Genomic DNA, 25,845 nt, shown 5'->3' with positions numbered 1-25,845 from the left:
TTTAGCGTGATTCGGCTTGTTGGTTGTGATGACGCATAGGTTTGCGGCGAGCCACGTCCAAAACCAACGCGCAGGAAGCTGAAACCCGCTGCGAAACCTGAGAACTCTTATGACTACCTTACCTGCGTCAGATATCGCCGTCGGCGTACCAGTTAGCCACCTTCGCCAGCTTTCCATGCTCGGCGACAAAGCGCTCAATGACTTGAGAGGCCGCTTCCTGGCAGCCAGACCTTTTGCGAACCATTGTCACTATGGATGCTTTTTGAGCGTCCAATACCTGATCGCCAGCGAGCTGAAGCCCGTTTACTCACATCCATTGCGATCAAAAATCTTCCCTTTTTTGAAGCCGACCGACCATATCGTGAAAATCGAAGGCGATATGCGAGATCTTGGCTCCGCATATTCGTATATCCGGCCTGTCTACCCGGCCCATGATGCTTCCTTAAATCCGGCTCATCTGTGCGGCACTCTGTTCATCGCCGAAGGGCTGAGATTGATGTTTCCCTACTTCCGTAAGCAAGCCGAACATCTTGGTTTCGACAGCTGTTTTGGAGCACGGCATCTCGCTTGTGACGCCTCTGGCATCCGGCAGCGCTGGACGGCATTTGTCACGACTGTCAACAGTATGTGCTTTTCCGCCCAGGACATGGTTGTCATGGCCGCCGCCGCGGATCGGACGATAAAGCAAATCCGGACCGTCATCGATGGCGAGTTTGGAAGCAGTTTCAACGGAAACGAAAGATTATTACATGGTTGAATTTCGCGCCCCCATGGAGACCGATCTGAAGATGCCTCGCCGTTTTCCTGTCCGCGCCATTTATCTCGCGCTCGGATCTGTGATGCTTCTTCTGGCTTTCATCGGCATGCTCCTCCCGATCATGCCGACGACGATTTTTCTGATCCTTGCAGCATGGTTTTTCGGTCGCTCGTCTCCGCGACTTGAAGCCTGGCTTCTCCAACATCCCCGTTTTGGCAAGACACTTCGAAGCTGGCGTGATGAAGGCGCGATACCTGCAAGGATCAAAATGGTCGCAATCGCAGGCATGCTTTGCGGATATCTCATCTTTTTCGTGACCGCCTTTCCCGGCCCCCGGCTTGCCATTCCGGTGGGTATTTTCATCCTCGGATGTGCTGCGTTCATTCTGACGCGGCCTGAGCCGCGTGCCACCTCCCTTCAGAACGGGGAGAGCATGTCCGGATCAGATATCGGAGCAACGAAATGCACCTGACGCGCCAGACCGACATCGCCATTGCAGCGCTCATACATGCCACTCAAGCGAAAGGGTGCCTTGTTCGCATCAGCACAATTGCAAATTCCTATGGGACGAGCGTTGCCCAGGCTGCTCAGGCGACGCGGCGCCTGACGCAACTCGGCTGGCTCGACAGCCATCGCGGCCGAGGCGGCGGGCTGACGCTCGCCAGCAACGCAGAAAGGCTCTCGCTCGCCCAGATCGTCGATACGCTTCAACCGGCACGCAGGGACAGAGCCCCGCCCTCACGAGCCATCGATGTTCTTCTCAATCAGGCTGAACAATCACGTCTCGCCTGTCTGGATCGCTATACTCTTCGTGACCTCGCTGACAGCAGATTTCCGCATCACCACCCGACGTAACAGGGGTATCACCGAGCCTGCGACTCTCAAAGCATCGAAGGATGCCGCCATCATGACGCTTAAAGCATGCATGAAACTACCGCCGGTCCTGTTGTTCTTCGTTTTATCTGTTCCCGGCCTGGCCTTATCTCAAGCGCCGGCAGACGGCTCGGCTGCGAATGTCACGGGTCGAATTGATGAAGTGCGTGGGAAATGGATTGTAACCTGCCTGCCGCGCAACGGAGAAAGGGTCTGCGCGGTAAGGCAAATCCAGAACAGCAAAGAGAATGGAAAGCCCGTCCTTATCGTCGAGCTTCGCCCTTCGGTGCAAGGAACTGCCAAGGGCGGCATAATGCTGCCGAATACTCTTCGTCGTGACGCAGGTGTCCATCTCGCTCTGGACGGAGACGCCGCCAAGATCACCCTGCCAATCAGGGACTGCTCGGAAAAAGGATGCGCCGTTACCGTGTCGTTTGCAGGGGCAGCGTTTCAGAAGCTTCGCAGCGGCAAGCGACTTCAGGTGGCGGCAAGCGGGCAGGATGGAAGACTTCGGATGTTTGCCATCGACCTGGACGGTTTTTCCGATGCTGTCACCAGAAGCATGCAACTGGAGCAGCAGTAGTTGACAAGAACAATCTTCCGAGTGTCATTTCCAGCGACAGAGAGGTAATCTTTGCTGCTTGCAGCATGTGGTAGAGAGAACGAATTTTGGTCGTAGTTGACGAACGCCTGTCCAGAGGACTTGTCCGTGCGGAAACGCGCGGGCTGACTGACGCGCTCAGACAACATACCGGCGACGTGCTCAAAGCTTTCTATGATGGTGTCATTCCTCATTTTGAGAAGCGAAACCGCCTTACGCTTTTCGAAATGCACGCTATTGCTGATGACCTCGATAAGAAGGCAAAGGCCGCTTTCAGCCCGCTCTGGTGCGATATGGAGCGCCTGCCGCCGACGCGAGGGCGGCCGCAATCGGGCTCCTATGAGATGCTGCATTACTGGATCAATCCGAAGCAGGTTGAAGGCACCTCAAACCGGCTGATGATGATCGCGATGTTTTCAGCCTGGGGAACGCGCAAGCAAATCTCGATGCGGGCACATGATACCCTCACGAGCTTCTATGAACACGCGGCGCAGCGCCTGCTGCAGCGTTGCGGCAGTCGGGAAGCGGCCGTTCGCGCTATAGGCCAGCGATTGGTCGAAACCATCATCATCCCTACACTTGCGCTCCATGACGCGCCGGAATCCCTCGCGGACACCGAATTTCCTATACCCTTCATGAACGGACTTCTGATCGGGCGTTTTATCAGGCGTTCAACCGAAAAAGCCGATGGCGAAAGCCGGACGATCTGGAAAGGTGGGTGGCGTAGCCGATCTGTCAATCTTGGAGCGTCATTGGAATTCGTCGTTAAAACTTACATTGGTCCCGAAGAGATAACGGAGAGCCAGGAACGGACCGCTCGCCAGGTTGAAGATTGGTTGGCCGCTCGTCAGGGTGAAGCGGAGATTATCCGCCGATATATTGGTTACAAGCTGGGGACCTTATGGGACAACGATCATATGTCGCGCGAGGCTTTCGAGTCATTAGTTCGAAATTTTTGGGGCTTACATGGTAACGTGACAGCCACCTCTCTCTCATAGGTTTCTATGAGCTATATCATGTGAGGCATTAGCGAAAATCGCCTGTCTTTGTAGGTCGGAGCGCGACTAGCACCTTTCCCTTGTTGCAAAAGGCGGTTTCCTGTCTCTTCTAATCATCCCCGTTAGCGGCACCAGAAACCTTGCCGCGAGAAACGGGGACCATCGTGGCACATCATCACCATCATGACCGGGACGTGATCTCTCGCAGCGTGCGTATGCTGCGCACGGCGCTTGGGCCTTCGATTGTCCTCTATCTCGAAGACCCTGCCGTTGTCGAGGTGATGCTGAACCCGGATGGTCGCCTGTGGGTGGACCGGCTGAAGGAAGGTCTTGCCGATACCGGGGAGGTTCTGTCGCCGGAAGACGGCGAGCGCATCGTCCGGCTGGTCGCCCACCATGTCGGTGCGGAAGTCCATGCGGGCACCCCCCGCGTTTCGGCCGAACTGCCGGAAACCGGCGAGCGATTCGAGGGGCTGTTGCCGCCCGTCGTCATGGCCGCGACCTTCGCCATTCGCAAACCCGCCGTGGCCGTCTTCACCCTGTCGGATTACGTCGCGGCCGGGATCATGACGCAGCAGCAGGCCGATGTTTTGCGGATTGCCGTCGAGAAACGAAAAAACATCCTCGTCGCCGGAGGCACATCTACCGGCAAGACCACCTTGACCAATGCGCTTCTTGCCCAAGTCGCCAGGACAGCCGACCGCGTTGTGCTGATCGAGGATACCCGCGAACTGCAATGCGCCGCCCCCAATCTTGTCGCCATGCGCACCAAGGACGGCGTGGCGTCGCTCTCCGATCTGGTGAAGTCGTCGCTGCGTTTACGTCCTGACCGCATCCCGGTCGGCGAGGTGCGGGGCGCGGAAGCGCTCGATCTCCTGAAAGCATGGGGAACGGGGCATCCCGGCGGGATCGGCACGATCCATGCCAACACCGCCATCGGCGCGCTGCGCCGGCTCGAACAGCTTGTGCAAGAAGTAGTGATTACTGTCCCGCGTGCGCTGATCGCCGACACCATCGATGTGATTGCCGTTCTCTCCGGCCGTGGCTCCGCCCGCCGCCTTTCCGAAATCGCTCTCGTGGACGGGATTGATCCCGTCACCGGCGATTATCGCACCTTGTCCGCTCAACTTTCCTCTGACCGCCACCCCCTCCCGAAAGGAGAATAGCAATGACCATGCTTGCAATGTCCGCACCTTCCACCCTCCGCCGTCTCCGCAGCCGCCTTGCCCATGCGACGGCGCTTGTGTCCGTTGCATCCGTCACGCTGCTGATGGCGGCACCCGCCTACGCGTCCGGCTCCTCGATGCCGTGGGAAGAACCGCTGCAACAGATTCTGGAGAGCATCGAAGGTCCGGTCGCGAAGATCGTCGCCGTCATCATCATTATCGCTACCGGTCTTGCTCTGGCCTTCGGCGATACCGGCGGCGGCTTCCGCAAGCTGATCCAGATTGTCTTCGGCCTGTCGATCGCTTTCGCCGCGTCGAGCTTCTTCCTGTCCTTCTTCTCCTTCGGCGGTGGAGCGCTGATCGGATGACAGTCCTGCTTTCCGAACAGGAAGAGGTGCGCGGCTTCTTTGCGCCGGTCCATCGAGCGCTGACCGAGCAGATATTGCTTGGCGGCGCCCCTCGCGCCATCGCCATCGTCAACGGCACGCTCGCCGGGGCAGTCGGTCTCGGCCTTCGCCTCTGGATCGCCGGTCTGGTGATCTGGGCCATCGGCCATTTCGCCGCCGTATGGGCGGCGCGCCGGGACGCGCAATTCGTGGACGTCGGCCGCCGTCACCTGCGCTACCCGGCGCATATGGGCGTGTGAGGAGAGAAGGCCGATGCTCAATCTCTCCGAATACAGAAAGAAGAATACCGGGCTTGCCGACTTCCTACCTTGGGCGGCTTTGATCGCACCGGGCATCGTGCTGAACAAGGATGGCAGTTTCCAAAGGACGGCCCGTTTCCGCGGTCCCGATCTCGACAGCGCCACGCCGTCCGAACTGGTCGGCACCACGGCGCGGCTCAACGGCGCGCTCCGGCGTCTCGGTTCCGGATGGGCGATCTTCGTCGAGGCGCAGCGCAATCCGGCGACGGAATATCCGGAAAGCCTGTTTGCCGATTCCGCATCGGCCCTGCTGGACGTGGAGCGCCGGGAGCAATTCGAGGAAAGCGGCGTCCTGTTCGAGTCAAGCTACTTCCTTACCTTCGTCTGGCTACCACCTGCCGAAGAAGCCTCGCGCATGGAAGGCTGGCTGTACGAGGGCCGCGAACGCTCCGGCGTCGATCCGTGGGAATTGCTTAAAAGCTTCATCGACAGGACGGACCGCGTGTTGCATCTGGTCGAAGGCTTCGTGCCGGAAGCAGGATGGCTCGATGACGCCGATACGCTGACCTACCTGCATTCGACCATCTCGGCCAACCGTTACCGCGTCCGCGTTCCGGAAACGCCGATGCACCTCGACGCGCTTCTGGCCGATCTGCCGCTTGCCGGCGGGCTGGAACCAAGGCTGGGCGAGTTTCATCTTCGCACGCTGACCGTGATCGGCTTCCCGACTGTCACCTTTCCGGGGATATTGGACGATCTCAATCGTCTGGCCTTTATGTACCGCTGGTCGACGCGGGCGATCATGCTCGACAAGACCGACGCCACCCGACTGGTGACGAAGATCCGGAGGCAATGGTTCGCAAAGCGGAAATCCGTCGCCGCCATCCTCAAGGAAGTGCTGACCAACGAGCAATCCGTTCTTCTGGATTCGGATGCCGCCAACAAGGCGGCCGATGCCGATGCGGCCTTGCAGGATCTCGGTTCCGATCAGGTGGGCGAAGCCTATGTGACGGCGACCGTCACAGTTTGGGATGCCGATCCGCGCATTGCCGACGAGAAACTACGCCTAGCGGAAAAGGTCATCCAGTCCCGCGACTTCACGGCCATCGTGGAAACCGTGAATGCGATCGAGGCATGGATGGGCAGCATTCCCGGCCATGTCTACGCCAATGTCCGGCAACCGCCGATCAGCACGCTCAACCTGGCGCACATGATGCCGTTGTCCGCCGTCTGGGCCGGACCGGAACGCGACGAGCACCTCGACGCGCCACCGCTCTTCTATGCCAAGACGGAGGGCGCGACGCCATTCCGCTTCTCCCTGCATGTCGGTGACGTCGGCCATGCGGTGATCGTCGGCCCGACTGGCGCGGGTAAGAGCGTGTTGCTCGCCCTCATGGCGCTCCAGTTCCGCCGCTACGAGAGAAGTCAGGTGTTCGCCTTCGACTTCGGCGGCAGCATAAGGGCCGCCACGTTTGCCATGCGCGGCGACTGGCAGGATTTGGGCGGCTCGCTCTCCGACGACACAGCGCTGATGAACACCGTGTCGCTCCAGCCGCTTGCCGGCATTCACGACACGCCGGAACGGGCATGGGCGGCCGACTGGCTGGTGGATATCCTGGTTCGCGAAGGCGTGGCGATCACGCCGGACGTCAAGGAACATCTCTGGACGGCGCTCACGTCTCTGGCCTCCGCGCCGGTCGTGGAACGGACGATTTCCGGACTTGCCGCGTTGCTGCAAGCCAACGCCTTGAAGCAGGCGCTTCGCCCTTACTGCATCGGCGGTCCCTATGGACGGTTGCTCGACGCGGAGATGGAATGGCTTGGCGAGGCGCCCGTACAGGCTTTCGAGACTGAAGGGCTGATCGGAACCGGAGCGGCTCCCGCCGTACTGTCCTACCTGTTCCATCGCATCGAATCCCGCTTCGACGGTCGCCCCTCGCTCCTCATCATCGATGAAGGGTGGCGAGCGCTGGACGATGGCGGGTTCGCCCAAAAAATCAAGGAATGGCTGAAGACACTCCGCAAGAAGAACGTTTCCGTCGTTTTCTCCTCGCAGTCGCTGGCCGACATTGAGGCGTCACCGATCGCGCCGGTCATCGTCGAAAGCTGCCCGACGCGCATCTTCCTTGCCAACGAGCGGGCCATCGAACCGCAGATCGCATCCATCTACCGCCAGTTCGGTCTCAATGACCGGCAGATCGAGATCGTCGCCCGCGCCACGCCGAAGCGCGACTATTACTGCCAGTCCCGGCGCGGCAACCGCCTGTTCGAGCTTGGCCTTGGCCACATCGCGCTCACCCTCTGCACCGCCTCCGACAAGGCTGCCCACGCGCTGATCGACGAACTCATGAAGGACGGCGCGAAGCCGTACTTCCTCGAAGCGTGGCTGGAGGCCAACGGCCTGCGCTGGGCTACCGATCTCATTCCCGACCTCACCAATGTCATCGACCAGTCGGCCGCAAAGAACGGCGGGCCGGTTTCCCTTTTCCCGTCGTCCGAAGAGGAGATTGCGTCATGAGGAATATCGCCCGTTCCGCGCGTAGCCGCGTTCTGGCCTGCGCCGTCAGTGCTTCGGCCATCCTGCTTCCCGTAACCTTGCCGGTCGTGGCGATTCCATTCGTTCCCCGGCCCGCCTTTGCGCTGATCGTCTTCGATCCGAAGAACTACAGCGAAAACTTGTTGTCGGCCGCCCGCGCGCTGGAGCAGATCAACAATCAGGTGACATCCCTCGCCAACGAGGCGCAGATGCTCATCAACCAGGCGAAGAACCTCACGTCTTTGCCGACCTCCCTGCTCTCCAAGATCGAGGGCAATTTCTCCGAGATGAAGTCGCTTCTCAATGAGGCGGACCAGCTCGCCTATAGTGTCCAGAATATCGAGACGCAGTTCAACGCGACCTATCGGGATTTTGCCTCCGGCGACCGTACCGCATCTCAATTGGTTTCTTCGGCCCAACAGCGCTGGCAACAGTCCGTTTCCGCCTTCGAGCATTCGCTGAAGGCGGGAGCCGTCGCGGTCAACAATATCGAAGGAACACAGGAACAGACGAGCGAGCTTGTCAACGCCAGCCAGTCGGCTGTCGGCGTGCTTCAGGCGACGCAAGCCGGCAACCAGCTTCTCGCGGTGCAGGCCAAGCAGATTTCCGATCTGACCGCCATGCTGGCCGCGCAGGGCCGCGCCAACGCGCTCGAACAGGCAAGGCAGGCCGCCGCGCAGGAACAGGCCCACGAGCAGTTTACCCGCTTCATGAGCGGCACGGCCTATTCGTCGTCCAGCGTCCGCATGTTCCACGATTGAGGAGTTTGCGACGATGGACCTGAAGATCGCCGCCCGGATGATCGCCGTCTTCGCAATCGGCGCAGGGCTGACCGCCGCAATCACGGCCCTGCAGAATGACGAAGACAGGCGCGATGTTGCCGCCCCTCGCATCGAACATCCGGGCGGCGACCGCGCCCGTGACCGTGAGCTTTCCCGTTGCCGTGATCTTGGCACGGCAGCACTCGAAGACGCCGCCTGTCGCAAGGCGTGGGCGGAGAACCGCCGCCGTTTCTTCCGGATGGACAGTCCGGACCGGCCGACGTCGCCCAAGGCGAATGGGGGAGACCACGCATGAATAATGTTGGCGTTATCGACCGTTTCCTTGAGACGTTCACCAGCTATATCGATTCCGGCTTTGGCCTTCTCAGTGGTGAAATCGCGTTCCTCACATCCACGCTGATCGTCATCGACATTGTTCTGGCCGGCCTGTTCTGGGCATGGGGCGCCGACGAGGACATTATCCAGCGGCTGGTGAAGAAGACCCTCTATGTCGGCTTCTTCTCCTTCATCATCGGCAATTTCAACAATCTGGCGAAGATTGTCTTCGAAAGCTTTTCCGGGCTTGGCTTGAAGGCTGGCGGCTCCAGCCTGTCGGGATCGGAGCTTCTCCAGCCCGGCCGGGTGGCGCAGGTCGGGCTGGACGCCGGCGAACCGATCCTGACTGCCGTGGGCGAATTGACCGGCTATATTTCTTTTTTCGAGAACTTCATCCAGATCTTCGTGCTGCTGGTGGCATGGGTGATCGTGCTGATCGCCTTTTTCATCCTGGCGATCCAGATTTTCGTCACGCTGATCGAATTCAAGCTGACGACACTCGCCGGTTTCGTGCTGATCCCGTTCGCGCTGTTCAACAAGACGTCCTTCCTCGCCGAAAAGGTGCTCGGCAATATCGTCGCCTCCGGCGTGAAGATATTGGTTCTCGCCGTCATCGTCGGCATCGGCTCCGGCTTGTTCAGCGAATTCACCGCCGGCTTTTCCGAACAACCGACGATCAGCGAAGCCCTGTCCCTGGTGCTCGGCGCGCTGGCGCTGATGGGCCTGTCGATCTTCGGCACAGGTATTGCCACCGGCCTTGTCTCGGGTGCGCCGCAACTCGGTGCCGGCGCGGCCGTCGGAACCGGCCTTGCTGCAGCCGGTATCGGTGCGGCCGGGTTCATGGCTGCAAAGACCGGCCTTGGCGTCGCTGCGAGCGGGGTGAGTGGGGCAGCGCGCGGCGGAGCGGCGCTCGCGGGCGGCGTGAGGACAGCCTACGGTCTTGGCGATGCCTCGGTTGGAACGACTGGCGAAGGCGGAGGTGCGGCCGGTTTTGCCGGTATCGCCAAGGCGGGAGCCGGCGTCATCGCCAATCGCGGCAAGGACATGGCGTCCCGCGCCGGCGACTTCCTGCGCTCCAGCTACCGTTCCGGACAGGTCACCGCATGGAAGGCGACGGGCGGCAGGAACGAGGTCAATCCCGGTGGTGGCAAGGCTGCCGCCAACGATCCGACCTATGCCGGTTCGGATCCGGCGAAAGCCGCCGCGGTTTCCGGCTCCGACATTTCCCCGCAATCTACGTCCGCGCCCGACTGGGCGCAGCGGATGAAGCGCAATAGCACCATTCACCACGGTGTGAGCACCGCCGCTCACACGGTTCGCTCCGGCGATCATGGTGGCGGTTCCATGTCCGTTTCCCTCAATCAGGATGACAAATGATGACACTCTTCAAGCGTCCTTCGGTGCGCTATGCCCGCACGCCCGAACCCGAAACCCCATACCAACGCGCCGGACAGGCATGGGATGAACGGATTGGCTCGGCCCGCGTGCAGGCGCGCAACTGGCGGCTGATGGCCTTGGGCTCCCTGATCCTGTCGGCCGGATTCGCATCTGCCCTTGTCTGGCAATCCACGCGGGGCACGTTGGTTCCGTGGGTGGTGCAGGTCGACCGTTTTGGAGAGGCGCAGGCTGTCGCTCCTGCCGTAGCCGATTATCGCCCGACCGATCCGCAGATTGCATGGCATCTCGCGCGGTTCATCGAACAGGTGCGCAGCATTCCCGCCGATGCAGTGATTGTCCGGCAGAACTGGCTTCGCGCTTATGAGTTCACCACGGATCGCGGCGCGGTGGCGCTCAACGATTACGCGCGGGCGAATGACCCATTCACCAAGGTCGGCAAGACGCAGATCGCGGTGGAGATTTCCAGCGTCATCCGGGCGTCCCCCGACAGCTTCCGTATTGCGTGGACGGAACGGCATTTCGAAAACGGCCAGCTTTCCGCAACCGAGCGCTGGACGGCCATCATGACCGTCGTGATCCAGCAGCCCACGACCGCCGAAAAACTCCGCGCCAATCCGCTTGGCGTGTTCGTCAATGCAATCAACTGGTCAAAGGAGATGGGACAGTGAGAGGGGCAGACAGGAAAAGAGCATTCATGCTGGCGGCAACGCTGGCATCGGTCACGGCGCTGGCCGGGTGCGCCAAGAAGTATATTCCGCCGGAAATCGATTATGACGATGCGGCCCCGGCTATACGGACAACTGATCCCATCCCGCCAGTCAAGGTGGTCGAAGTGCCGAAGACCTTGCCGTTGCCCGGACAGTTGAAGCCGGTTGACGGATCGAAAGCCCAAGCGGGATCAACTGATCCGAAGCAGCGTATCAGCGCGGCCAACGAGGCTGCCAGAATGCAGCCGGTCCGCGACGGATTCATCAACGCCGTGCAGGTCTATCCCTTCGCGCTCGGCGCGCTCTATCAGGTCTATGCTGCGCCGGGACAGGTGACGGATATTGCCCTTCAGACCGGAGAAACCCTTGTTGGCTCCGGGCCGGTCGCCGCCGGTGACACGGTGCGCTGGATCATCGGCGACACTGAGAGCGGTTCTGGCGCGACAAAGCAGGTCCATATCCTCGTGAAGCCGACGCGGCCGGATCTTCAGACCAACCTTGTCATCAATACCAACCTGCGCACCTATCACCTGGAACTGCGCTCGACGGAAAAGACCTACATGGCATCCGTCTCGTGGCAATATCCCGCCGACCAGCTCATTGCCCTTCGCCGCCAGAATGCGAAGGCAGCGGAAACGCAGGCCGTCGCCTCCGGCGTGGACATATCCAAGATCAACTTCCGCTACCGCATCGAGGGCGACGCAGCGCCGTGGCGACCGCTGCGTGCCTTCGACGATGGAAGCACGGTTTATATCGAGTTTCCGTCCGGCATCGGACAGGGAGAAATGCCGCCGCTCTTCGTCATCGGCGGATCGGGCAACTCCGAACTGGTCAACTACCGCGCCCGCCAGAACTATTATGTCGTGGACCGTCTGTTCGCGGCCGCGGAACTGCGGCTTGGCGACAAGGATACGCAGAAGCGCGTCCGCATCGTCCGCACCGATGGCCGGCCGGCAACGGCGAAGCGCACGGCGCTGTTTTCCTCTGGGGGCGACCGATGACGGGTAGTCCCGATCTCACGGCGCAATTGCGCCTGCGACCAGAACCGCCGCGCGTCACGAGGCTTTCCAGAAAAGTCCTGATCGGAGCCGGCGGCGTGGCGGGCATCGCCATTGCCGCTGCCCTGTTCTGGGCGCTCGACACCAGCCGTCGCGGCAACCAGTCCGCGACGGAACTCTACAATGTCGACAATAAGACCCCGGCCGATGGGCTGGCCGGCCTGCCCAACGACTACACCAACATCCCGAAACTTGGTCCGGCGCTTCCTGGCGATCTTGGCCGCGCGATCCTGCGGGCGCAGGAACAGGGCAAGCCGGTTGCAGCACCAAATATCCAGACGCCGCGCGTCGATCCCGAAGAACAGCGCCGTCTTGCCGAGATCGAGGCGGCACGGCTGGCGAAACTGTTCACCGACAGCCGGGGCGAGAGGGCAACGGGTAGTCAGCAGGTCGCATCCGTCACGTCGCCGACAGGCTTCGGCGTCGATTCGACGACCGGCCTCAATCTCCCGGCCGAGACCCCGCCGCTCGATTCCGGTTCGGCGCAGAACATGCAGGACCGTAAACTGGCCTTCGTCAACGCCGAAGCCGACCGCCGCACTGTCAGCGCCGACCGGGTGCAGGAAAAGGCATCCCCCTATATCGTGCAGGCCGGAACCGTGATCGCCGCCGCGCTGATTACCGGCATCAAGTCCGATCTTCCCGGCCAGATCACCGCACAGGTCACGGAGCACGTCTATGACAGCCCGACCGGATCGCATCTGCTGATCCCGCAAGGCTCACGTCTAATCGGCCAGTATGACAGCCAGGTCGCGTTCGGACAGAGCCGGGTGCTTCTGGTGTGGAACAGGCTCATCATGCCGGATGGAACTTCCATCGTGCTTGAACGCCTTCAGGGAGCCGATCCCCAAGGCTATTCCGGCCTTGAGGATGGCGTTGATTATCATTGGGGCCGACTCTTCAAGGCCGCCGCCCTGTCCACGCTGCTTGGCATCGGAACCGAGATCGGCTCCAGCAATGACGAGAACGAAATCGCCGAGGCGATCCGCGAAAGTGCGCAGGATACCGCGGCCGACGTCGGCCAGCAGATCGTTCATCGCCAGCTCAACATCCAGCCGACGCTCACTATCCGGCCCGGTTTCCCGGTTCGCGTGATCGTCCAGAGAGATTTACTAATGCAGCAGCCGTATGGCGAAGGAAAGGAACCGACATGACCAAGCTGAAGCTCTCCGCCATTCCCGACGACCGGCCGGTGAAGATCACCGTCGAGCTTCCGGCAGAGATGTTTCGGGATTTGCAGGTCTATGCCGATTATCTGAACAGGCGGCATGTCTTTGTCTCACGCGCAGGAGAAAATACATGCCTCAATTAAGACTCGGCCCGCTGCCGAAAGTCGGCCTCGTCCGGCTGACGATCACGCTGCCGGAGCCGCTCAAGGAAGAACTCGACCAGTACGCGGCCGAGCACGGCCGCCTCTACGAGCCGGTGGAAACGGCGGCGCTGATCCCGCATATGCTGGAAGCGTTCATCCGCTCGGATCGTGGCTGGCGGAGCAGGAAGGCCAAGGGCGGTGGTGCACCTCGACGCCCAACACTTCCGGGAAACGCTGCGACATCCAGAAATCCCGATGGTGATACCAACGCCTGACGGTTCAGGCACGTTGCGTCATGAAAATCTGAAAGACATAGCCGTAGGGCACTTTGCCGTCGTTGTCGCTCAGTCCGCTGCCGATCGCCTGGAGCCGTGCAGTCGCTTCGGCCTCTCCCATATCCTCGACGATCTTGCGCGCGTGGGAGGACGAGAGAGCCAGTCCCGCAAACTCCGGAAGGGTGAGGTGAAAAGTCACCGGCTCTCTCACCTCCTCCAATTGTCCGAAGCCGGCAAGAGCACCAAGCTCGGCGGTGTAATCGGGACGGGAGTAGGCGCGCGCTTCCCCATGCCGCGCAAGGAAGTCGACCACAGCGCACGCGGCCGGAGACTGTTCGTCACGGACATACTCGACGATGGCGAGGATACCACCTGAAGGCAGGGCTCGGGCGGCTTCGCGATAGAAGGCGGGCCGGTCGAACCAATGCGCGGCCGTCGCCGCCACCACGCCTCGCGCGCCGCCATCCTCAACAGGCAGGTGCTCGGCGTTGCCGTCGCGATAGAAGACGGAAAGAGACGCTGGCTGCACCATCGCCTGCTCGCGCATCCGGAACGATGGTTCTATCCCGATTATCGGCATGCCTTGGGGCAAGGCGGCCGCGAGTTGCCGTGTGAAGATGCCTGTGCCGCTGCCGACATCGAGCACAGGCAATGCAGATTCCACGGGAACCGCCACGATCCGTCCGGCGACCCTACGGACAATGCTATCCGGGTATCGCGGGCGGAATTGCGCATAACGGTCGCTTGCCGTCTGAAATCTGTCGCTCTGCTTTGACATGGCGTCATGTTACCCGCGAGTGCCTTGGAGGAACAGGGTGGACCGCCTGTTCCGAGCAATCGTCGTGGGTAAGTGCCGGCGTCCTGTTCATCGCAGGCAACCGGCATCACGGTCGTGAGACATTTCATAGAGTCCGGATAATGCCGCAATCCTCGCTCAAATGGCTGGCCACAGCGTCAAGCAGCCTGATCCGGCCAAATTAATCGCGCCGATGGTCGCTAGGTTTATGGCCACCGATAAGGATTCAGAAAAGCTAGGCGATTAGAAGAAGATGGTCTGTGATCTTTATTGATGCTTATTGCATGTCATGGAACCGTATCGTTTTCGGAGCACAGAGAGAAAGCTCGCTAGTGCCGGGTTCTTGTTCTCGGAACGCCAGTGGGCGTAGTAGCGGACCTGTGCTGGCCGGTGGCCGTCCTCAATTTCTCGATAGACGATTTCTCTATGGCGTATTCCGGCGTCGGTCTCATAGACAAGCGCCAAACCGTTTCCTCTGCGAACGAGCCCGAGCAGTGAATCCCGTTCGACATTCTGATGGACAATTCGCAATGCCGATCGATCGTTGATCTTCGTAAGGAGCAGATCGCGTAATTCATTTCCCGGTTCATGGCGTCGCAGGATAATCGGCTCCACTGCCAGATCACGCCAGTTTATTTCTGTCTTCAGCGCGAGGGGATGATCAAATCTGAGAGCTACAAGAATGCGCTCTGACCATAAAGGCAAGGTCGAGTTGCCGGCACTCGTCTGTAATGCCGAAACCTTGACGTCAATGGCGCGGTTGTTCAGTGCCGTTCTCAATTCAGCACGGGGCGCCTCCAGATATTGCAGGGAAATATCCGGATACTCGGTGACAAAGTGATGAACGCTATTGCAAAGTTCACCGTCCAGCATGGATACATAAAAGCCGACGGAGAGGCTTCCGGTCGTCTTGTGACGACCACTTTCCGCGAGGTTGAGAACACTTTCGAGGTCGGTGATGATCTGGCGAACGTCGCGAAGGAAATCCGCCCCTTCGGGCGTCGGAGTCACACCGTTTCCACCACGGGTAAATAATTTCATCCCGACCGATTCTTCAAGGTAGCGAATTTTGCGGCTCACCAGTGAGTAATGCGTGTTGAGCCTTCTTCCAGCACGAATAAAGCTGCCTTCCTCAGCAACGATGAGCGCTTGACGCAGTTGCATCAGTTGAATGTGGTTGAGAACAGGAGACACGATCTCAGACAATCACCTTCTACCTGGCTATTTACGGAATTCCCCGGATTGCCAATTTGGTTTTTAATGAAATCTGCGTTGAACCATCTAGGGTCTGATATATCGTCAGCGTTCAACTGTCAGTGCGATCCCCATTCCACCGCCTATGCACAACGTTGCCAGTGCTTTGTGTCCATTCCTTTTGGCAAGTTCGTGAAGAAGCGTAGCGAGGATACGTGCACCGGATGCACCGATCGGATGCCCGAGAGCGATCGCCCCGCCGTTGACGTTCACAATGTCCGGGTCCCAACCCATTTCCTTATTTACAGCGCATGCCTGTGCGGCAAATGCCTCGTTCGCTTCCACCAGATCGAGGTCCTCAACCTTCCACCCCGCCTTCTCCAGAGCTTTTTTTGACGCGGGGATCGGGCCTGTCCCCATTAGCGAGGGATCGACACCGACCGTTGCCCAAGACGCGATGCGACCGAGAGGAACTATACTCCGTCGATCTGCTTCTGCAGCGGACATCAGCACTAATGCCGCTGCGCCGTCATTGATGCCGGAGGAATTGCCTGCCGTGACGGACCCTTCTTTAATGAAGGCCGGTTTCAGTTTTGACAATGCTTCCACCGTGGTCCCCGGTCGGATGTGCTCATCTTCGTCGACCAGCACGTCTCCCTTACGCGAGGGCACGGTAACAGGAGCAATCTCTTCCCTGAAACGTTCAGCGTTGTTCGCGACTTCAGCTTTGTTCTGGGAGTTCGCCGCGAAGATATCCTGATCCTCTCGCGAGATTTGGTATTTTTGTGCGATGTTCTCGGCCGTGATTCCCATGTGATACCTGCCGAAAGCATCTGTCAGACCATCGTTCAGCATCGTGTCGACAAGTCCCGCGCCGCCCATCTTTACACCTGATCGAAGGTGAACTGCGTGCGGGGCTGAAGACATACTCTCCTGCCCACCCGTGACAACGATACGAGCATCGTCGTTTATGATTTGCTGCGCTGCCAGAGCGACTGCACGTAGACCTGAGCCGCAAACTTGATTGAGGCACCATGCCGTCGTCCTTTCGGGCAAACCAGCTGCTATTGTTGCCTGGCGGGCGGGATTCTGACCTTGGCCTGCTGTCAGAACCTGGCCAAGAATAACCTCATCCACTTCCGAAGGGTCGACGCTTGCCCTGGCCATGGCTGCTCGAATAGCGACAGCCCCCAGTTCGTGAGCCGGAAGCGTTGCGAGTGAGCCGTTGAAGGCTCCGACGGGTGTGCGTGCCGCGCTGACAATGACTATCTCGTTCTTGCTCATGCTTGTTTCTCCTAACTCAGTTACATCATGGTTCCCGTTTGATGGAGCGGCGAGCCTCCAGCACTTTCTGCCATCAAGTTATCGCAATTTTCACCTCCGCCTCACGATGCTGGCGGAGCGTGTACATGCCGGAGAATACCCACGCCAAGGCGATCCCGGCTCCTGCAACGGCGCCCATCTGCGGACTCAACAGCATATCGGAACCGGCCTTCAGCCAACCGCTGACGGCATCGGCACCGCGATAAACGACCGTATCGATGAAGTTCTTGGCCTTGTATTTGTCGCCTCTGGGAACAGATGTGTAGAGCATCTCGCGGCCGGGGCGCACGAGCGCGTATTCGCCGACGCGGCGGATCACCATGACCACCACATACATGCCGAGCAGCGTCGAGAAGCTCAGCATCAGAAAGCCTGCCGTCATCAGGATCGGCACGGTCAGCAGCAGGGCGCGCATGCCGAGGGTCGAGGCGATGCGCCCGGTCAGGAAAATCTGGATCAGCAGCGTCAGGAACTGCACGACCGCATCGACGCCCGAGAAGAACTGCGTCTGCTCCGCTCGGTCGGTGAAACGCTCCGCCACGAAGCGCGCCTGCTCAAAATAAAGGAAGGTGCTGACGCTGGCGAGAAGCACGACGAAGACGGCGATGCCCAAAAGCAGCGGCGATGTGAAGACATGAACCGCACCTTCGAACGGATTGCCGCCAAGCCGGGTTTCGGCCGAACTGTCGTGCAAGGAGCGGCTTTCGTCTAAGGCGGAGACATGGCGTGCCTGTAGATAGTCGGCGCATAGAGCGGTCACGATGAGCATCATCGCCGCGATCACGAGCAATCCAGCGTTGCCGATATGTGTGACGAACAGAACCCCGATGAGAGGCCCGACAAGGCCGCCGAGACTGGCGCCTGCCGCGATCATGGCGAAGAGCCGCTTGGCCTGCGCCGAATTGAACACGTCAACCAGGACGCTCCAGGCGAGTGAGATCGCCATCAGATTGAAGACGGAAAGCCAGACGAAGAAGATGCGGGCGAGCCAGACCGCTTCGCCATGGAGGTGGATCGCCGTCGCGAAGCCGAGGATGTTCAGGCCGAAGAAACCGAACGCCCAGCGTGTGATGTTCCGCCGCTTCACCCGCGAGACCAGCCAGCCGAACAGCGGCGCGACCGTCAGTGTGGCGACGAAGGTTGCGGTGAACAGCCATTGAAGGTTGTTGACCCCGCCGACCACGCCCATGGTCTCGCGGATGGGGCGCATGGAGAAGTAGCAGACGAACAGGGTGAATTGCATCAGGAAGCCGGCGATCACCGGCGCGGCTTCGCTTCGATCGATGTTCAACAGGCGTGTGACATAGGATTGCAGCATAAGCGTATTGGTCCTTTGTAACGGCAGGGACCAGCGGCGCCCCGCGCGATTGGAATTGCGCCGGAGCCCGCCATGCGCGCCCCGGCATCGCGGGCAATCAGGTATTGACGAGCTGGCGGCTCAGCGCCCGAAGACGCGCACGGGCGGCCGTGTCATAGGCTTGCGAACTCGCCCGTGATTGACCTCCCCCGCTGAAATACATCCCCGTCGTCTCGGCCAGTTGAGGCGAATTGATCAGGTGCAGCACGGCATCCGCGCCCTCATCGACGCTGTTCCACGGGGAAATTCCCGCGTCTCGCGTCATCGGCGTGTCCATGTAGTTTGCAGGATGGACAGCGTTCGCGGTGACGCCCGAACCTTTCAGTTCTTCGGCGATGTCGATGGTGAACATGATCAGCGCGAGCTTGCTCTGGCCGTAGGCGCGCTGGTGGCTGTAACTGCGCTCCAGCATCACGTTGTCGAACTCGATCGCGTTCTGGCCGGCGGAGGAGACGTTGACGATGCGCGCGGGACGGCTTTTCGTCAGCAAGGGTACGAGCCGATGCGTCAGGGCGAAGGGAGCGAGATAGTTGATGGCGAAGCGCAGTTCATGACCGTCCGCGCTGAGCTGGCGGGTTTCCGGTTCGCCGAGGTAGATCCCGGCATTGTTGACGAGCACGTCGAGCCGGTCGTTGTCCTTCATCACCGCGTCGGCGAGATTGCCGACATCGGCGAGGGAGGAGAAGTCGGCGGCGTAGAAGCGTGCTTCGCCGCCTGCATCCTCAACTGCCTTCATCACCTCTTCGCCGCGCTGGCGGTTGCGGCCATGGACGAGGATCGTGGTTCCGGGTGCTGCCAGCCGTTCGGCGAGCCTGCGCCCCATGCCGCTTGTCGATCCGGTGATGAGGATGGTGCGCTTGCCGGTCGCATCGGCGGCGTTGACAGCGGAGCCTTGCCGCAGGACCACGGGAGCCATAGCAATCGCGCTGGCGGCGAGTGAGAGCATGGTCAGGAACTGGCGTCGCCCCGGCCGGGCGGGGACCACTTCAGGGGCGGATCGCGGTTCTGTCGAAAACGCGGCGTCGGGTTTCTCGGCCATGCGGATGGTTCCTTTCATCGTTGGGCGGATATGTCTCCGTTCGGAGTGGAAGGTTGATGGGAAGCAGACTTCGATTGGGCGTCGGCCGGTGCGAGCCCGGCAAGCTCGACGCTGAGGGCATGCAGCCTGGATCGCGCTTCGACGTCATAGGCTTGCGCGTTTGCCTTCGCGGGCCGCTTGCCCTCGAAATAGAGGTCCGTCCTGCCTTCTAGTTCGGCAGAGACAGCAGGTTGAAGGATCGCTTCTGCCCCTTCGTCGATCGTGCTCCAGGGAGCGATGCCGGATTCCTCGACCATCGTCGTGGCCATGAAGGTCGCCGGATGCAGAGCATTCACCGTCACGCCGGCTGTGCGCAATTCATCGGCCAGATCGAAGCTGAACATGATCAGCGCGAGCTTGCTTTGCCGATAGGCGCGCTGTCCGTCCCAGCGCCGGGTGAGCATGATGTCGGCAAAGTCGATGGGCTGCTGGCCGATCGAAGCGACGTTGACGATGCGGCTGCCGCGTCTCGCAAGTGTGGGCAGGAGCAGGCGCGTCAGCAGGAAGGGCGCGAGATAGTTGACGGCGAAGCGCAGCTCATGGCCGTCACGGCTCACCTCGCGCTGACCGCCGGGGCGACCGAAACCTATCCCGGCATTGTTGATCAGCACATCGATACGTGGATGGTCGCGGGAGACGGCATCGGCAAAGGACCGCACCTCCGCCAGCGACGAGAAATCCGCCAGATAGACATGAGCGGTTCCGCCGGCGGCTACGATCTCCTTGGCGGTCGTCTCGGCGCGCTGTGCATCCCGGCCATGGACGAGAACGGTATGCCCGGCGCGGCCAAGGATTTGCGCCACGCGCCGGCCGACGCCATCGGTCGATCCGGTAATGAGAACTGTCTTGTGATCCGGGCTGTTCATGGTGGCGATCCGTTTTGATCGGAACTCTGCCACCCCCGGAAAATCTCATTCAGGACCGATATTATCCCGGTATTGATCCTGCTATGATAAGCGTCATGGATGCGAAGGTTCTGAACGAAGACACAAGGCGGCGGGAACTGGCCGACTTCCTGCGCAGCCGCCGCGAGCGGCTGACGCCGGAAGACGCCGGCCTGCCGCAAGGCGTGCGGCGGCGCACGCCGGGTCTTCGCCGTGAGGAGGTGGCGTTGCTCGCGGGCGTCGGCGCGACCTGGTACACATGGCTGGAACAGGGCCGCGACGTGCGGCCTTCCGCCGAGGTGCTGTCGGCGATCGCCCGCGCCCTGAAACTCGATCCGGACGAGCGGCAGCATCTGTTCCGGCTCAGCGACCGGCCGCCGCCCGGCATGCGGCCGTCGGGACCGGAGACCGTGCCGGACGCGCTTCTGCGTATGCTGGAAAGCATGGACCGCCAGCCCGCCTATGTGCTGGGGCGGCGCTGGGACATCCTCGCCTGGAACCGGGCGGCGGCCGCTGTCTTCGGCGACTACGACCAGTTGCAGGGCGATGCCCGCAACATCATGCACATGGTTTTCGCCAATCCCGACCATCGCCGCAAGGTGGTCGATTGGGAGATCATGGCGCCAATTGCGCTCGCGAATTTCCGGGCGGACAGCGTGCGCTTCGCCGGCGATCCGGATTTCGAGCGTCTGATCGCGTTCCTGCGCGCCACCAGTTCGGAGTTCGAGGTGCTCTGGTCGCGGCACGAGGTCTCGAGCGCCGTCGCCGGCTTCAAGCGGATCGACCAGCCGGACGTCGGGCGCATGGTGTTCGAATATACGAGGCTCGCCGTCCTCGACCATTCCGACCTGAAGCTGGTGATCTACACGCCGATGCAGGAAGGGGACACGGCGGAGAAACTCGACAGGCTTCTCCGGCTGCTGTGAGGCCGTCACCTGATCTCCATCAAGTGACGGCCTTGTCGCCACGGGTCGCCGGTCAACCGTACTGAGGAAGCCAGGGCGCCGGAACATAGGCGAAACCTGAGCCGTCTCTACGCACATAGCCATGTGCTGGAAACGGGAAATGATAGCCAGCGACATGCAGCCGCTCAGTGGCGGCGCGATCGAGAAGGCGCCTGCGCGTCTCTACCGCCATCGGGCGATCCATGTCGAAGATCGGCTGCCAGTCGGGATAACGCACGAAGAGCGCGGGATTGTTGGCAACGTCGCCGATCACCAGCAGCCCGTCATTGCCGGAGGCGATCTGATAGACGGTGTGGCCCGGCGCATGGCCATGTGCCGGAATGGCGGTGATACCGGGAATGACTTCCTTCTCGCCGGAGATACGGATGATCGCGCCCGAGACCGGGCCGAGCACGCGCACGGCGTTCTGAAAGAAGGGCTTTGCCGCATCGGCGGCGCGCCCGGCCGTCGCTTCGTCGAGCCAGTAGCCCAATTCCACCTCTGGCGCGTGGATCGTCGCGTTGGGGAACAGGAGGTCGCCCGAGGCTGTGCGCAGGCCGGTGATGTGGTCGGGATGCAGATGGGTGAGCAATACGACATCGACCTTGGCCGTATCGATGCCGGCAGCAGCGAGGCCGGCGGGCAGACGCCCGGCGGTCGGGCCGAAAAACCCGGCCGCGCCCGCGTCGATCGCGACCGTGTGCTGTCCGGTCTCCACGACCAGCGTGGTGAAGGTGATCGGAAAACGGTCGGTCGGCTGGAAGGCATCGGCTAGCGCCGCTTGCACGGCCGGGAACTCGGCGTTGGTGATGACACGCTCCAGCGGAGGCCCGGCGAAGCCACCATCCTGAATAGCGGTGACGGTAAAATCGCCGACTCGGTAGCGATAGACGCCGAGATTGACGAGCAGTGACGTCGCGCCCGTAGAGGTCTGTGCCCTCGCGGTCGAGGCGGGAGGTATCGTTCCCGTCACGGCGGCGATGGCCGTAAGGCCGGTGAGCTTGAGATGTTCGCGTCTGTTCATGGACATTCTCCCTTTTTCGTTGGTCGGGCCGGTTACGAGGCGCGCGCGGTCAGGCCCTTCTCGGCGAGCCAGGAATCGTGCAGCCATTTTTCGGTCTGGCGGTGGCCGGGGAACGTCACCCACACGATGTCGCGCTCGAACACCATGACCTTGCGGTCGGCGCCGACGATGATCCACATCCAGCGGCCGTCGGCGCTGTTGCGCATCTTCACCTTCATGCCGGTCAACGTCAGTTTTTCCGCCTGCCCGTCGCGAGTGACGCGCAGCGGTTCGTCATGCGGCTCGATCCAACTGATCTTGAGGACCGGCAGCAGATCGGGCGCGGCCGTGCGCAGGAAATCCATGGCGATGGCCTGCGTCTCCTCGCGCGACGGCAGCTCGCCGCCGACGAGATCGAGATCCATGCGGGCGAAGCCTTTCAGGCGTCCGTCCGCGGCGATGACCGTGCTGAAATGCTCGCCGCCGAGCACGGCGTTGCGGCCGTCCGTTCGCTCGTAGCGGACGAGTTCGGCTCGTTCGCCATCGACAGTGACGGAACGGCGGGCCGTCTCACGATGCCCGGCAGGCATGGCGGCTTCGATGGCCGCATTCACGCGACGGGTTGCGACGGCTGCGACAGGCATGGCGTTTCCTTTCTTGGTATCGGCCAGGACGACGGTGGCGGTGCCTCCGGCGAACAGGCCGAGCGCCGCGACGGCAATGACGGGTCGGATGCAAGGCATGGCTCGTTTTCCTTCAGGTCGGGTTGGGAGCTTTCGATCGGCGAATGCCGAGTGCTGCGCCTACAAGCAGCACGGTCGGCAGCAGCCAGAGCGGCACGGTGCCGAGGCCGGACAGCCCCTGCGCGACAGGCGGCGCGACGCTCGCTCCGAGGAACAGGCAGAAGCTGTAGACGGCGAGGGCTAGGCCACGATTTGCATTGGTCGCGCACCCCGCCACAGTGGCGATAAGGCCCGGCACTGCGAGGGCGACGCCGGCGGAGAGAAGGACGCTGGCGACGAGAAGGACGGTTGGCGTGCCGGCGACGGCGAGGCCGAGTGCCAGCGCCGACAGCAGCAAGCCGGTTCTCGCGGTGACGGAGGGGCCGCAACGCCTTGTCACCGGCGCGGCTGCGAACGCCAGAAGCATCGGTGGCAGCCCGACGATACGGAGGGTTTGGAGATCGACACCGAGGCTGGGGCCGAGGGCCAGCGCGCCGGCATGGAAGGAAACGAACCCGAACAGCACCGTGACGGCCGCCACCCATGCGGCGAGAATTCCGGTGTCCCCGATCAGCGAAGCGAGCTGCGAGCCTCGCTCTTCCGATAGCGCGCTTGCCCGGCGCGTCTCCGGGCTGGCAACGAAGAACAGCCCAGCGGCGCCCGCGAGATAGAGGGGCGCAAGCTCGAACATGATCGTTGGCAGTCCGCCGCCCGTCTGGACTGCGAAGAATTGTGCGAGCGGCGCGGCTCCGAGAAAAGCGAAGCTCATCAGCGAGACGCCGAGCGGGCGATGCTGAGGCGGCAGCTCTTCCGCGACCAGGGATAGCGCTGCGGGCGGGAACGCCGAAGCCGCCAGCCCCTGAACGGCGCGCGTCGCCAGTAACGTTCCGAAGCTCGGGGCCAGCCCGACGAGCACGGTCGCCAACGCCATGGCCGCGAGGCCGAGCAGGATCACCCGTTTGCGGCCATGGCGATCCGAGAGCGGACCGAAGATCAGGAAGCCGGCGGCATAGGCAAAGCCGAAGGCGGAGCCGATCAAAGTCGCGCTTGCCGACTCGATGCCGAAGCGAGCGGCGACATCCCCGACGAGCGGGATCGTCACATAGAGCTGCCCCACCACGAGGAAGCCGCAGGCCATGAGAAGGGCGAGCAGCGCGGCATGGCGTCCGGTCACGCCCATCTCACGCGTTTGTAAGTTGACGTCAGCTTGAGATTGAGGGCGTGGATCGGCCATGCGCGTTTTCCCTACTTCTGCTTCGCTTCGGCGATCAGGCTGTGCATGCGGGCGATGTTGGCCTCGACATCACGCTTGAACCCGGTCAGTTCCTGAAGTTGGGCGTCGGCCTTGGCGAGCTGGGCTTGCAGGATTTCGAGCACTTTCTCCTTGCCCTTGATGCCCGTTCCATCCTCGAAATAGAGGTCGATCACGGCGGCAATCTCGTCGAGGCTGAGACCCAGGCGCTTGAGGGCTGCGATCTTCTCCAGACGCTTGACGGCGATGTCGTCATAGTAGCGATAGCCGGCGCCCTCGCGCTCAGCCGGCTTCACCAGCCCCAGACGCTCGTAATAGTGGATCGTGCGATGACTGACTCCGGCGCGCTCGGAAAGCTCACCGATCTGCATGAGAGAGGACAAAATAACACCTAACTAAACCTGACGTTGGGTGTAGATTGCTTCCCGAAGGGCGCGGAGTCAAGAACCGGAAAAGCTGTTTTCGAGTTTCGGCCTCTACAAACTGATTCCGGTTCCTTAACAGGCGCTTCGCCGTCGACAACGAACCATGTCTATGCATTGACGGATGACACTCTTCTCGTCTGCCATGAGGTCGATCGGGCCTCCATCTCGACTGATGGCGGCTATGCTGTCCGCGACAGACGTGTCCGGTTCCATGTGCCGGGCTCGTCCGTGTACCGAACGCCTCTCGCGGAAGATCATGGAACCACTTCAACCTTGTAGCTGGGGTCCGTTCCGGTAAAGGTCGGAATTACACCGTAAGTGCCACCGGCTGTTGCCCCGGTTAAACCGTTATTGGGTCCGGCATCTGGACGGCTGACCTGCGGGGGATTGCGGTGCCAAACAGACCATAGTTCAAGCGCGCCAAAAGCTACCGTTGGTGAGAATCTGACGGTGCGTTTACATTGGCACTTTCGAAACGAAAGCATTGGAGTTGCGATGAGAAAGCCAGACATACCGACGGATATCCGCGTTCATATAGATAAGCTGCTGGAGCAATCGGGGCAGCAGTTTTCTTCAGATGATTTGCAAGCTTCCCTTCGCACAGCACTTCAGGCTTGGGAGCTGATCCCTGAACCCAAGGAGAAGTGGGACTACTATCCTCAAAGCCTTTCATCCGGTTTTGTCATCGATTTCGCTGATCTTGGCGATAAGGAGAGTTGCCTCCGATGGATCGAAACAATGGCTCTCATGTACGACGATCCAAATCGTGAAGATCATCAAGTTCTAATGCAAGAAGGCGAAGCGATGTACAAACTTGGCGATATCGACAGAGCGTTCCAGGCCTTTTCTCGGATCGAGGAAATATATGGCAGAAAGGGCTTTGCGGGTCACCAAAAGGCTTACCTTGAATTTCTTGATCGAGAGAAAGCCCGACGAGCCGGTGGTGACTCCTGAGCTGAGGTGGATCGGCAACAACTATTGTGTCCTCTATACCGCAATCCGCCGGGACCGGACTTCACCCGTGTCATTTTGCCCTCTACCGTCAACGGCCCCAGAAAGGGAGATCCTATGAGTTTTGAAAAAGTAACGTCCGCAGAATGGCAGAAGTTTGTAACTCGAAAGGCGCAAGACCTGCCTGATCAGACCGTAGCGGAAGCGTTAGGGAGGTTTCAGTTGGTTCCGGGCGGACCGCAAGATGAAACTGTTGATGCCAGCATTCATCACGGCAACCTGACGATTGAAGATGATCTCGCTCTGCCATCGTGGGTAACGGTCGTCGACGGGGATTTAGACGTGAGTGGAAAGGTCTCGACCAAGTGTCAAGCGAAGTGAAGATTTGACCCCGTAGGCGAAACGAAGAACTGACCCCCTTCATTGATTTGCTGTTTCGCTTGTCTCGAGCGTCGTTCCGGCCTTCTGCAGAAGGCCGGAACGACGCTTTTC

The 25,845-nt window shown here is 60.9% G+C and carries 30 protein-coding genes and 1 pseudogene; 21 read left to right on the top strand and 10 right to left on the bottom strand.

What is annotated here, in order from left to right:
* Positions 1-109 precede the first annotated feature (109 nt).
* From ACFFP0_RS08470 to ACFFP0_RS08390, 17 genes and pseudogenes are all read left to right on the top strand, one after another.
* Positions 110-757 (top strand): hypothetical protein, encoded by a 648-nt coding sequence (locus tag ACFFP0_RS08470; protein WP_377258968.1) that lies wholly within the window; start codon positions 110-112, stop codon positions 755-757.
* A complete protein-coding gene (locus ACFFP0_RS08465; protein ID WP_377258965.1) occupies positions 750-1,229 on the top strand; it encodes a YbaN family protein in 480 nt (159 codons plus the stop codon). The genes ACFFP0_RS08470 and ACFFP0_RS08465 overlap by 8 nt, the downstream gene beginning before the upstream one ends.
* The gene (locus ACFFP0_RS08460; protein ID WP_377258962.1) at positions 1,220-1,612 is read left to right on the top strand and encodes an RrF2 family transcriptional regulator; all 393 of its coding nucleotides are present in this window, start codon (positions 1,220-1,222) and stop codon (positions 1,610-1,612) included. The genes ACFFP0_RS08465 and ACFFP0_RS08460 overlap by 10 nt, the downstream gene beginning before the upstream one ends.
* Entirely contained in the window at positions 1,569-2,213 is a 645-nt protein-coding gene (locus ACFFP0_RS08455; protein ID WP_377258959.1) for an invasion associated locus B family protein, read from the top strand. Before ACFFP0_RS08460 ends, ACFFP0_RS08455 begins: the two co-directional genes overlap by 44 nt.
* Positions 2,214-2,299: 86 nt before the next feature.
* Positions 2,300-3,229 carry a hypothetical protein gene (locus ACFFP0_RS08450; RefSeq protein ID WP_377258956.1) on the top strand — a complete coding sequence of 310 codons (930 nt, stop codon included), beginning with the start codon at positions 2,300-2,302 and terminating at the stop codon, positions 3,227-3,229.
* A 215-nt stretch (positions 3,230-3,444) separates the two neighbouring features.
* A complete protein-coding gene (gene trbB / locus ACFFP0_RS08445) occupies positions 3,445-4,395 on the top strand; it encodes a P-type conjugative transfer ATPase TrbB (protein WP_377259111.1) in 951 nt (316 codons plus the stop codon).
* Positions 4,396-4,397: 2 nt separating this feature from the next.
* Positions 4,398-4,763 (top strand): TrbC/VirB2 family type IV secretion system protein, encoded by a 366-nt coding sequence (locus ACFFP0_RS08440; RefSeq protein WP_377258954.1) that lies wholly within the window; start codon positions 4,398-4,400, stop codon positions 4,761-4,763.
* Positions 4,760-5,041, top strand: coding sequence for a VirB3 family type IV secretion system protein (locus ACFFP0_RS08435; protein ID WP_377258952.1), 282 nt, complete (start codon positions 4,760-4,762; stop codon positions 5,039-5,041). Before ACFFP0_RS08440 ends, ACFFP0_RS08435 begins: the two co-directional genes overlap by 4 nt.
* Positions 5,042-5,054: 13 nt before the next feature.
* A complete protein-coding gene (trbE, locus tag ACFFP0_RS08430) occupies positions 5,055-7,559 on the top strand; it encodes a conjugal transfer protein TrbE (protein WP_377258950.1) in 2,505 nt (834 codons plus the stop codon).
* The gene (gene trbJ / locus ACFFP0_RS08425; protein WP_377258947.1) at positions 7,556-8,338 is read left to right on the top strand and encodes a P-type conjugative transfer protein TrbJ; all 783 of its coding nucleotides are present in this window, start codon (positions 7,556-7,558) and stop codon (positions 8,336-8,338) included. The genes trbE and trbJ overlap by 4 nt, the downstream gene beginning before the upstream one ends.
* 13 nt (positions 8,339-8,351) lie before the next feature.
* A complete protein-coding gene (gene trbK-alt / locus ACFFP0_RS08420; protein WP_377258944.1) occupies positions 8,352-8,654 on the top strand; it encodes a putative entry exclusion protein TrbK-alt in 303 nt (100 codons plus the stop codon).
* Complete coding sequence (gene trbL / locus ACFFP0_RS08415; protein ID WP_377258941.1) at positions 8,651-10,051, top strand: P-type conjugative transfer protein TrbL; 1,401 nt, start codon at positions 8,651-8,653, stop codon at positions 10,049-10,051. Before trbK-alt ends, trbL begins: the two co-directional genes overlap by 4 nt.
* Positions 10,051-10,740 carry a conjugal transfer protein TrbF gene (gene trbF / locus ACFFP0_RS08410; protein ID WP_377259108.1) on the top strand — a complete coding sequence of 230 codons (690 nt, stop codon included), beginning with the start codon at positions 10,051-10,053 and terminating at the stop codon, positions 10,738-10,740. The genes trbL and trbF overlap by 1 nt, the downstream gene beginning before the upstream one ends.
* A 26-nt stretch (positions 10,741-10,766) precedes the next feature.
* Positions 10,767-11,780: a P-type conjugative transfer protein TrbG gene (gene trbG / locus ACFFP0_RS08405; protein ID WP_377258938.1), complete on the top strand. Its 1,014-nt coding sequence runs from the start codon at positions 10,767-10,769 to the stop codon at positions 11,778-11,780.
* Positions 11,777-12,991, top strand: coding sequence for a TraB/TrbI/VirB10 family type IV secretion system protein (locus ACFFP0_RS08400; protein WP_377258935.1), 1,215 nt, complete (start codon positions 11,777-11,779; stop codon positions 12,989-12,991). Before trbG ends, ACFFP0_RS08400 begins: the two co-directional genes overlap by 4 nt.
* A pseudogene (locus ACFFP0_RS08395) lies at positions 12,988-13,101 on the top strand (DUF2274 domain-containing protein); the annotation flags it as partial. The gene ACFFP0_RS08400 and the pseudogene ACFFP0_RS08395, both read left to right, overlap by 4 nt.
* 35 nt (positions 13,102-13,136) lie before the next feature.
* Positions 13,137-13,424 (top strand): DUF2274 domain-containing protein, encoded by a 288-nt coding sequence (locus ACFFP0_RS08390; protein WP_377258932.1) that lies wholly within the window; start codon positions 13,137-13,139, stop codon positions 13,422-13,424.
* Positions 13,425-13,428: 4 nt separating this feature from the next.
* Here the strand turns inward: ACFFP0_RS08390 and ACFFP0_RS08385 are convergent, their stop codons facing one another.
* Positions 13,429-14,202 carry a class I SAM-dependent methyltransferase gene (locus ACFFP0_RS08385; RefSeq protein WP_377258929.1) on the bottom strand — a complete coding sequence of 258 codons (774 nt, stop codon included), beginning with the start codon at positions 14,200-14,202 and terminating at the stop codon, positions 13,429-13,431.
* Positions 14,203-14,362: 160 nt separating this feature from the next.
* On the opposite strand from ACFFP0_RS08385, the gene ACFFP0_RS08380 reads away from it, so the two are divergent.
* On the top strand, positions 14,363-14,467 hold the full coding sequence (locus tag ACFFP0_RS08380; protein ID WP_377258926.1) for a DUF2274 domain-containing protein: 105 nt from the start codon (positions 14,363-14,365) through the stop codon (positions 14,465-14,467).
* A gap of 20 nt (positions 14,468-14,487) precedes the next feature.
* Here ACFFP0_RS08380 and ACFFP0_RS08375 read toward each other — a convergent pair whose 3' ends face one another.
* The 5 genes from ACFFP0_RS08375 to ACFFP0_RS08355 all read right to left on the bottom strand — a co-directional run bounded on the left by ACFFP0_RS08375 (position 14,488) and on the right by ACFFP0_RS08355 (position 20,038).
* Positions 14,488-15,426, bottom strand: a complete 939-nt coding sequence (locus ACFFP0_RS08375; RefSeq protein ID WP_377258923.1) for a LysR family transcriptional regulator — start codon at positions 15,424-15,426, stop codon at positions 14,488-14,490.
* A gap of 93 nt (positions 15,427-15,519) precedes the next feature.
* Positions 15,520-16,698: an acetyl-CoA C-acetyltransferase gene (locus ACFFP0_RS08370; RefSeq protein ID WP_377258920.1), complete on the bottom strand. Its 1,179-nt coding sequence runs from the start codon at positions 16,696-16,698 to the stop codon at positions 15,520-15,522.
* A gap of 73 nt (positions 16,699-16,771) precedes the next feature.
* Positions 16,772-18,055 (bottom strand): NTP/NDP exchange transporter, encoded by a 1,284-nt coding sequence (locus ACFFP0_RS08365; protein WP_377258917.1) that lies wholly within the window; start codon positions 18,053-18,055, stop codon positions 16,772-16,774.
* A gap of 97 nt (positions 18,056-18,152) precedes the next feature.
* Complete coding sequence (locus ACFFP0_RS08360) at positions 18,153-19,133, bottom strand: SDR family NAD(P)-dependent oxidoreductase (protein ID WP_377258914.1); 981 nt, start codon at positions 19,131-19,133, stop codon at positions 18,153-18,155.
* Positions 19,134-19,147: 14 nt separating this feature from the next.
* Positions 19,148-20,038, bottom strand: coding sequence for an SDR family NAD(P)-dependent oxidoreductase (locus ACFFP0_RS08355; protein WP_377258911.1), 891 nt, complete (start codon positions 20,036-20,038; stop codon positions 19,148-19,150).
* 83 nt (positions 20,039-20,121) lie between these two features.
* Here ACFFP0_RS08355 and ACFFP0_RS08350 point away from each other — a divergent pair, with 83 nt between their 5' ends.
* Positions 20,122-20,982: a helix-turn-helix transcriptional regulator gene (locus ACFFP0_RS08350; RefSeq protein ID WP_377258907.1), complete on the top strand. Its 861-nt coding sequence runs from the start codon at positions 20,122-20,124 to the stop codon at positions 20,980-20,982.
* Between the two features lie 52 nt (positions 20,983-21,034).
* Here the strand turns inward: ACFFP0_RS08350 and ACFFP0_RS08345 are convergent, their stop codons facing one another.
* From ACFFP0_RS08345 to ACFFP0_RS08330, 4 genes are all read right to left on the bottom strand, one after another.
* A complete protein-coding gene (locus tag ACFFP0_RS08345; protein ID WP_377258904.1) occupies positions 21,035-22,024 on the bottom strand; it encodes an MBL fold metallo-hydrolase in 990 nt (329 codons plus the stop codon).
* Between the two features lie 32 nt (positions 22,025-22,056).
* On the bottom strand, positions 22,057-22,746 hold the full coding sequence (locus ACFFP0_RS08340) for a hypothetical protein (RefSeq protein ID WP_377258901.1): 690 nt from the start codon (positions 22,744-22,746) through the stop codon (positions 22,057-22,059).
* Positions 22,747-22,759: 13 nt separating this feature from the next.
* Complete coding sequence (locus ACFFP0_RS08335; RefSeq protein WP_377258898.1) at positions 22,760-23,899, bottom strand: MFS transporter; 1,140 nt, start codon at positions 23,897-23,899, stop codon at positions 22,760-22,762.
* A gap of 71 nt (positions 23,900-23,970) precedes the next feature.
* A complete protein-coding gene (locus ACFFP0_RS08330) occupies positions 23,971-24,360 on the bottom strand; it encodes a helix-turn-helix domain-containing protein (RefSeq protein ID WP_377258895.1) in 390 nt (129 codons plus the stop codon).
* A 537-nt stretch (positions 24,361-24,897) separates the two neighbouring features.
* On the opposite strand from ACFFP0_RS08330, the gene ACFFP0_RS08325 reads away from it, so the two are divergent.
* Both ACFFP0_RS08325 and ACFFP0_RS08320 read left to right on the top strand, forming a co-directional pair.
* Positions 24,898-25,356 carry a hypothetical protein gene (locus ACFFP0_RS08325; RefSeq protein WP_377258893.1) on the top strand — a complete coding sequence of 153 codons (459 nt, stop codon included), beginning with the start codon at positions 24,898-24,900 and terminating at the stop codon, positions 25,354-25,356.
* Between the two features lie 114 nt (positions 25,357-25,470).
* Entirely contained in the window at positions 25,471-25,734 is a 264-nt protein-coding gene (locus tag ACFFP0_RS08320; protein WP_377258890.1) for a hypothetical protein, read from the top strand.
* Positions 25,735-25,845 lie beyond the last annotated feature (111 nt).

The organism is Neorhizobium puerariae (genome assembly GCF_042429745.1).
Classification (GTDB): Bacteria; Pseudomonadota; Alphaproteobacteria; order Rhizobiales; family Rhizobiaceae; genus Neorhizobium; species Neorhizobium puerariae.
Note: the sequence above shows the minus strand (reverse complement) of the source record. Positions and strands in the feature narration are given on the sequence as shown.

Coding starts and splice junctions, on each gene's coding strand:
- ACFFP0_RS08470 (WP_377258968.1), top strand. CDS start 110: ATGACTACCTTACCTGCGTCAGATATCGCCGTCGGCGTACCAGTTAGC.
- ACFFP0_RS08465 (WP_377258965.1), top strand. CDS start 750: ATGGTTGAATTTCGCGCCCCCATGGAGACCGATCTGAAGATGCCTCGC.
- ACFFP0_RS08460 (WP_377258962.1), top strand. CDS start 1,220: ATGCACCTGACGCGCCAGACCGACATCGCCATTGCAGCGCTCATACAT.
- trbB (WP_377259111.1), top strand. CDS start 3,445: ATGCTGCGCACGGCGCTTGGGCCTTCGATTGTCCTCTATCTCGAAGAC.
- ACFFP0_RS08440 (WP_377258954.1), top strand. CDS start 4,398: ATGACCATGCTTGCAATGTCCGCACCTTCCACCCTCCGCCGTCTCCGC.
- ACFFP0_RS08435 (WP_377258952.1), top strand. CDS start 4,760: ATGACAGTCCTGCTTTCCGAACAGGAAGAGGTGCGCGGCTTCTTTGCG.
- trbE (WP_377258950.1), top strand. CDS start 5,055: ATGCTCAATCTCTCCGAATACAGAAAGAAGAATACCGGGCTTGCCGAC.
- trbJ (WP_377258947.1), top strand. CDS start 7,556: ATGAGGAATATCGCCCGTTCCGCGCGTAGCCGCGTTCTGGCCTGCGCC.
- trbK-alt (WP_377258944.1), top strand. CDS start 8,352: ATGGACCTGAAGATCGCCGCCCGGATGATCGCCGTCTTCGCAATCGGC.
- trbL (WP_377258941.1), top strand. CDS start 8,651: ATGAATAATGTTGGCGTTATCGACCGTTTCCTTGAGACGTTCACCAGC.
- trbF (WP_377259108.1), top strand. CDS start 10,051: ATGACACTCTTCAAGCGTCCTTCGGTGCGCTATGCCCGCACGCCCGAA.
- trbG (WP_377258938.1), top strand. CDS start 10,767: ATGCTGGCGGCAACGCTGGCATCGGTCACGGCGCTGGCCGGGTGCGCC.
- ACFFP0_RS08400 (WP_377258935.1), top strand. CDS start 11,777: ATGACGGGTAGTCCCGATCTCACGGCGCAATTGCGCCTGCGACCAGAA.
- ACFFP0_RS08390 (WP_377258932.1), top strand. CDS start 13,137: ATGCCTCAATTAAGACTCGGCCCGCTGCCGAAAGTCGGCCTCGTCCGG.
- ACFFP0_RS08385 (WP_377258929.1), bottom strand. CDS start 14,202: ATGTCAAAGCAGAGCGACAGATTTCAGACGGCAAGCGACCGTTATGCG.
- ACFFP0_RS08380 (WP_377258926.1), top strand. CDS start 14,363: ATGGCTGGCCACAGCGTCAAGCAGCCTGATCCGGCCAAATTAATCGCG.
- ACFFP0_RS08370 (WP_377258920.1), bottom strand. CDS start 16,698: ATGAGCAAGAACGAGATAGTCATTGTCAGCGCGGCACGCACACCCGTC.
- ACFFP0_RS08365 (WP_377258917.1), bottom strand. CDS start 18,055: ATGCTGCAATCCTATGTCACACGCCTGTTGAACATCGATCGAAGCGAA.
- ACFFP0_RS08360 (WP_377258914.1), bottom strand. CDS start 19,133: ATGGCCGAGAAACCCGACGCCGCGTTTTCGACAGAACCGCGATCCGCC.
- ACFFP0_RS08355 (WP_377258911.1), bottom strand. CDS start 20,038: ATGAACAGCCCGGATCACAAGACAGTTCTCATTACCGGATCGACCGAT.
- ACFFP0_RS08350 (WP_377258907.1), top strand. CDS start 20,122: ATGATAAGCGTCATGGATGCGAAGGTTCTGAACGAAGACACAAGGCGG.
- ACFFP0_RS08345 (WP_377258904.1), bottom strand. CDS start 22,024: ATGAACAGACGCGAACATCTCAAGCTCACCGGCCTTACGGCCATCGCC.
- ACFFP0_RS08340 (WP_377258901.1), bottom strand. CDS start 22,746: ATGCCTTGCATCCGACCCGTCATTGCCGTCGCGGCGCTCGGCCTGTTC.
- ACFFP0_RS08325 (WP_377258893.1), top strand. CDS start 24,898: ATGAGAAAGCCAGACATACCGACGGATATCCGCGTTCATATAGATAAG.
- ACFFP0_RS08320 (WP_377258890.1), top strand. CDS start 25,471: ATGAGTTTTGAAAAAGTAACGTCCGCAGAATGGCAGAAGTTTGTAACT.